Source organism: Acinetobacter sp. ANC_7503 (assembly GCF_056780035.1).
Window position 1 is genome coordinate 41302 of the sequence record NZ_JBWYJA010000016.1, and the last position, 6571, is coordinate 47872.

The following is a 6571-nucleotide window of genomic DNA, read 5'->3' on the forward strand; positions in this document are numbered from 1 at the left end:
AATTAGCCTTCCCATTTCTTGAAAATGAGGCAGGCATTTACGCCGCCGAAACCAAAACTGTTACTCATTACAGTATTCAGTTTTGTATCGCGCTTTTCAAGTACGATATCAAATGGTTTTGCACCTTCATCAAGCTCAGTAACGTTGATATTTGGTGCAATAAAGTCCTTCTGCATCATGAGAATAGAGTAAATCGCTTCTTGTACACCTGCAGCGCCTAAGCTATGACCTGTCATAGATTTTGTTGAACTTAAAGGTGGTACTTGACCTTCACCGAATGCGCGTTCCATTGCTTTCAATTCAGTCACATCACCAGCTGGTGTAGATGTGCCGTGTGTATTTACATAATCAATTTTTTCAACACCATGCTGTTTTGCTTCATCAAGTGCCATCAAGATGCAACGTGTTGCACCTTCACCTGATGGTGCGACCATATCAGCACCATCAGAGTTGGCTGCATATGCAACGACTTCAGCAAGAATATTTGCACCGCGCGCTTGAGCATGCTCAAGAGATTCAAGTACCACGAAACCACCGCCGCCAGCAATGACAAAACCATCACGATCAGCAGAGTAAGGGCGAGAAGCGGTTTCTGGTGAGTCATTATATTTTGAGCATAAAGCACCCATTGCATCAAATAATAGGCTTTGTGACCAATGGTCTTCTTCACCACCACCAGCGAGCATTAGATCCTGTTTGCCAAGTTGAATCAGGTTGTATGCGTAACCAATGGCATCAGCTGAGGTTGCACAAGCACTTGTAATAGAGTGAGCGATACCTTGTAATTTGAATGCCACACCAACGTTAGCTGTAATAGTATTTGACATATTGCGTGGAACAAAGAAAGGGCCAATTTTACGTGCGCCTTTCTCTTCAAGAAGTTCAATCATTTCAGCGACAGAAGCTGTAGAGTTGCCGCCTGAACCACCCGCAATACCATAACGAGGATTGCCCGCAAGATCTTCAGCGGTTAGACCCGCATTTTCAACCGCAGCGACTGCAGCGTTATAGGCATACATCGCACATACACCCATAAAGCGTTTCAGTTTACGGTCAATACCGTCAAAATTTTGTTCTGCTGCAGCACTAACATGACTTTTAAAATTAAGTTCAGCATAAGTTGGGTTAAAACGTGTGCCTGAAATACCATTTTGTAAGGCATGATTTACATCTTCTAATGTATTACCAATGCATGAGTTAATGCCCATACCAGTGATTACAACACGTTTCATTTACAATTCCCTATTATGGTGAAGTCATTTTATGGAAAAATTCACATCGATGATTTGATTGGATGTAAAAGTCCATAAGATCTTGTCAAAAATTCGTATCATGATATCAGAATCTATTTTAAATTCTTATGGCAAATCAATATCGCAGCGTTAAAACGCTTATTGGCAGATATGTTCACTATATTGCAACCGAATAAAACACGATAAAGTTGAGATAACTCTTGACTGCGCATAGAATTTTAAACATAAGTGATAAATGCGAAGGAGGGTTGTAAATGGCAAATTCTAATAATAAGCAATCTAGCGGACTGGTATTAAAAGCATTTGGAGTGGCTAAAAAGCTCAGTGCTACTGGATTTGAACTGGCACAACATGTTGCACCAGGATCAATTGCGAAATTGACGCAACAACCTGATCCACAAAAAATTATTGACATAACTTTAGATGAGAGAAAAATGACTGAACAAAAAAAGTACGAAACCCCTCAACAATTATTTCGTGATCATGTCCCTCAAGTTTCTCAAAAAATTTTTGGTCGTCATTACAGTAAATTAAATAATGTTGCTTCTTTTATCTCTCCGGACTTAAACAACAAAGTTGCAGATTATTTTTTTGATAAATTGAATGATTTTGTTTCTGAGTTAAGTTCAGTTGAGCATGTATTAAAGGAAGTTGGTGCAAAAAGCTTGGATGAACTTAAATCAAGCCCTGATCGTGCGAATCGTATCGGTGAAGCATTAGCCAATCAAAATAAGTTGATTGCAGCGGTTCAGGGGGCAGTGTCTGGTGCGACAGGCGTAGTTGGTACGGCCATCGATATTCCTTTCTCGTTGGCATTTACGTTGCGTAGTATTTACCAAGAAGGGCGCGCGCACGGTTTTGAACTTAATCATCGTCAAGAGCAAGAGATCGTTGAGTATGTATTCAAACAAGTCGATTTAGGTGTTATTGCGGAAAAGCAAACACTTTTAGTGGCATTAAGAACAGTCGCAAATTTATTGGAAACACAAGATACTCATCAGCTACAAACCCTATTGGGCTCTAGTAACGACTTCACGGCTTTAAAAAATTGGCTGAGTAATCCTGAAGGTGGTTATAAATGGAATTGGTTGAATCAGATTCCTCAAATTTCAATTTTATCTAAATTAGCACCTGTGGCTGGTGCTGGTATTGGTGCAGTATATAGCTGGCGTTTGGTGGAAGAGGCTCATACTAAAGCTAGAGCTGTTTTTTCAGGAGCACAGAAGTACATTCTCCAACATCCAGATGAGCAGGTATCTGTTCAGGAGGCCTTTGAGCGCGGTACAGAATTATTAAAGCAATCTTCACTCGCATTGAATTCCGCAGTGTCAATCAATAATGAGTTAGTGGTTGAGGTTGAAGAGTTTGCAAAAAAACTTGAAGGAGAAGAGTCTATTCAAGTTGATGAGTCTGCAGTTCATAATGATTCAATTTCAGCAATTAAAATTGAAGCAAAATCTACCGAGTCTGAAAAAGAAGAAGTGGTCAGTGTTGAGGATGGTCTTAAGGCCTTAGCTGAAAAACATGTGGAATCGGCTTCTAATGAAAGTGTTCAAGACGCTGATAAAGACCAGCCTCAAGGCGAACCTATTGTGCAGGTAAAAGTGCCCCCTAAGCGTCGTAATTCAAAAAAGAAAGACGAAGCAGCAAACTCACTACCTACTTCACAGAAAAAACAATAAATTTAGTTATGAATGGTTGATCAAATCATTCTGAAAATTTCGTTGTAAGCACACAATGGTCAATATTTGATGTCATGTTGAATGTTGACCATTTTTACTTCTTGGCTTACAATTGCATGCCCTCAAAAAGTAGTATTTTTTGGGGCTTTTTATTAACGGGAGAATTGCCACATGGCAACAACAAATCAGTTGATCCGTAAGGGTCGTACGACTTTGATTGAAAAATCAAAAGTTCCTGCGTTGAAGGCTTGTCCACAACGTCGTGGTGTTTGTACACGTGTTTACACAACTACACCTAAAAAACCTAACTCAGCAATGCGTAAAGTTTGCCGTGTTCGCTTAACTTCAGGTTTTGAAGTATCTAGCTATATCGGTGGTGAAGGCCATAACCTACAAGAGCACAGTGTTGTTCTTATCCGTGGTGGTCGTGTTAAAGACTTACCAGGTGTACGTTACCATACCGTTCGTGGTTCTTTAGACTGTGCTGGTGTTAAAGATCGTAACCAGTCACGTTCTAAATACGGTACTAAGCGTCCTAAGAAATAATCTAACTAGATCATTTTCTTAAACGTATAGAACTGCAATCCTTTATCGTCTCGCTTGTCTGATTTCTGCATTTAATTTTGTGAAATTCAAGCGACGTGTAGTAAGGCCAGCGAATAGTACATGACACTTTGTACTGCTGCTGGATAAACCTGAAGTGTCATATTTATAGGTAGTATTAAAATGCCAAGACGTCGCGTAGTCGCTGCTCGTGAAATCCTTCCGGATCCTAAGTTCGGCAGCCAAACAATCGCTAAGTTCATGAACCACGTAATGCAAGATGGTAAAAAATCTATTGCTGAAAGTATCGTTTACGGTGCTTTAGACCGCGTTCAAGAAAAATCTAAAGTAGACCCAGTTGAATTTTTCGAGACTACTCTTGAAAAAGTTCGTCCTATGGTCGAAGTAAAAGCACGCCGTGTTGGTGGTGCTACATACCAAGTTCCTATGGAAGTACGCCCATCCCGTCGTACTGCTTTAGCGATGCGTTGGTTAGTAGATGCTGCTGCTAAGCGTTCTGAAAAAACTATGGCGTTACGCCTTGCTGGTGAGTTGCTTGACGCAGCTGAAGGTAAAGGTTCAGCGATCAAGAAACGTGAAGATGTGCATCGTATGGCTGAAGCCAACAAAGCCTTCTCTCACTACCGTTTCTAAGCGGATAAAACAGCCCCTATTCAGGAGGGTGGTAAGTCGGGTTTCACTGATTTGTCATCGAATCGCTTTAAGCTGCTCAGCAGCTTAAAGCGTCCTGTTTTAAACAACAAAATTTAGGAATGCAAGAAATCATGGCTCGTCAAACCCCAATTTCTCGTTACCGTAACATTGGTATCTCAGCACACATTGATGCTGGTAAAACAACGACTTCTGAACGTATTTTGTTCTACACAGGTGAGAGCCACAAACTAGGTGAAACTCACGAAGGTTCAGCAACAACTGACTGGATGGAACAAGAGCAAGAACGTGGTATTACTATTACTTCAGCAGCAGTAACTTGCTTCTGGAAAGGTATGGGTAACCAGTTCGAACAACACCGTATTAACGTAATTGACACACCGGGACACGTTGACTTCACGATCGAAGTTGAGCGTTCTATGCGTGTTCTTGACGGCGCGTGCATGGTTTACTGTGCTGTAGGTGGTGTACAACCTCAGTCAGAAACTGTATGGCGTCAAGCAAATAAATATAAAGTACCTCGTATTGCGTTCGTTAACAAAATGGACCGTACTGGTGCAAACTTCTTCCGTGCTGTTGAACAAGTAAAAACACGTCTTGGTGGTAACCCAGTGCCAATCGTGATTCCTGTTGGCGCAGAAGAAAACTTCCAAGGTGTAGTAGACCTTATCGAAATGAAAGCGATTATCTGGGATGAAGCATCTCAAGGTATGAAGTTTGAATACGGTGAAATTCCTGCTGACCTTGTTGAGCTTGCTCAAGAATGGCGTACGAACATGGTTGAAGCTGCTGCAGAAGCATCAGAAGAACTCATGGATAAGTACCTAGAAGAAGGTGATTTGACTAAAGAAGAAATCATCGGTGGTCTTCGTGCACGTACATTGTTGAATGAAATTCAACCAATGCTTTGTGGTTCAGCGTTCAAAAACAAAGGTGTTCAACGTATGTTGGATGCTGTTATTGAATTCTTACCAGCACCTACTGACGTTGAAGCAATTAAAGGTATCTTAGACGACAAAGATGAGACAGAAGGTTCTCGTGAAGCGTCTGATGAAGCACCGTTTGCTGCGCTTGCGTTCAAAATTATGAACGACAAATTCGTTGGTAACTTGACATTCGTTCGTGTTTACTCAGGTGTTCTAAAAGCTGGTAGTGCAGTTTATAACCCTGTTAAATCTAAACGTGAACGTGTTGGTCGTATTGTACAGATGCACGCTAATGACCGTCATGACATCGAAGAAATTCGTGCGGGCGATATCGCGGCATGTGTAGGTCTTAAAGATACGACTACAGGTGATACACTTTGTGATGAAAACAACGTGATCACATTGGAGCGTATGGAATTCCCAGAGCCAGTAATTGCACTTGCAGTTGAACCTAAAACTAAAGCTGACCAAGAAAAAATGTCAGTTGCTTTGGGCCGCTTGGCGAAAGAAGATCCATCATTCCGCGTTCGTACTGATGAAGAATCTGGTCAGACTATTATTGCTGGTATGGGTGAGCTTCACCTTGACATCATCGTTGACCGTATGAAGCGTGAATTCGGTGTTGAAGCGAACATTGGTAAACCAATGGTTGCTTACCGCGAAACGATTAAAAAATCTGTTGAGCAAGAAGGTAAGTTTGTTCGTCAAACTGGTGGTAAAGGTAAATTCGGTCACGTATATGTACGTTTAGAGCCAATGGATCCTGAAGCTGGTAAAGACTACGAGTTCGCTGAAGAAGTTGTTGGTGGTGTTGTACCTAAAGAATTCTTTGGTGCTGTAGACAAAGGTATTCAAGAACGTATGAAGAATGGTGTCCTAGCTGGTTACCCAGTTGTTGGCATCAAAGCGACATTGTTCGATGGTTCTTACCATGATGTCGACTCTGACGAATTATCGTTCAAAATGGCGGGTTCTTACGCATTCCGTGATGGTTTCATGAAAGCAGATCCTGTTCTTCTTGAACCTATCATGAAAGTTGAAGTAGAAACTCCAGAAGACTACATGGGCGATATCATGGGTGACTTAAACCGTCGTCGTGGTATGGTTCAAGGTATGGACGATTTACCTGGCGGTACTAAAGCAATCCGTGCTGAAGTTCCACTTTCTGAGATGTTCGGTTACGCAACACACATGCGTTCTATGTCTCAAGGTCGTGCGACTTACTCTATGGAATTTGCTAAATATGCTGAAACTCCACGTAACGTGGCTGAAGGCATCATTGCTAAGTTCCAAGCTGGTGGTAAAAAAGGTGACGACGAGTAATCTTTCGATTACTATAAGCCCAACTAATTCATAGTTTAAAACCAAGTGCTCATGGAGTGATCCTCCATGAGTAGTTTAAAAAGGAAGATCTCATGGCTAAGGCTAAGTTTGAACGTAATAAGCCACACGTTAACGTGGGCACAATCGGTCACGTTGACCATGGTAAAACAAC

Annotated in this window: 5 protein-coding genes and 1 pseudogene; 5 read left to right on the plus strand and 1 reads right to left on the minus strand. The window is 41.5% G+C overall.

The window, feature by feature from the left end; translation table 11 throughout:
- Positions 1–2: 2 nt before the first annotated feature.
- Positions 3–1232 carry a beta-ketoacyl synthase N-terminal-like domain-containing protein gene (locus AC1M9M_RS14125; protein ID WP_481596646.1) on the minus strand — a complete coding sequence of 410 codons (1230 nt, stop codon included), beginning with the start codon at positions 1230–1232 and terminating at the stop codon, positions 3–5.
- Between the two features lie 275 nt (positions 1233–1507).
- Here AC1M9M_RS14125 and AC1M9M_RS14130 point away from each other — a divergent pair, with 275 nt between their 5' ends.
- The 5 genes and pseudogenes from AC1M9M_RS14130 to AC1M9M_RS14150 form a co-directional block, all read left to right on the plus strand.
- Positions 1508–2935 carry an EcsC family protein gene (locus tag AC1M9M_RS14130; RefSeq protein WP_481596647.1) on the plus strand — a complete coding sequence of 476 codons (1428 nt, stop codon included), beginning with the start codon at positions 1508–1510 and terminating at the stop codon, positions 2933–2935.
- Between the two features lie 171 nt (positions 2936–3106).
- On the plus strand, positions 3107–3481 hold the full coding sequence (gene rpsL, locus AC1M9M_RS14135; protein ID WP_004648013.1) for a 30S ribosomal protein S12: 375 nt from the start codon (positions 3107–3109) through the stop codon (positions 3479–3481).
- Between the two features lie 180 nt (positions 3482–3661).
- Positions 3662–4132 carry a 30S ribosomal protein S7 gene (gene rpsG, locus AC1M9M_RS14140; protein WP_004648014.1) on the plus strand — a complete coding sequence of 157 codons (471 nt, stop codon included), beginning with the start codon at positions 3662–3664 and terminating at the stop codon, positions 4130–4132.
- Between the two features lie 131 nt (positions 4133–4263).
- A complete protein-coding gene (fusA, locus tag AC1M9M_RS14145; RefSeq protein ID WP_035268315.1) occupies positions 4264–6399 on the plus strand; it encodes an elongation factor G in 2136 nt (711 codons plus the stop codon).
- Positions 6400–6491: 92 nt separating this feature from the next.
- A pseudogene (locus tag AC1M9M_RS14150) lies at positions 6492–6571 on the plus strand (hypothetical protein); the annotation flags it as partial.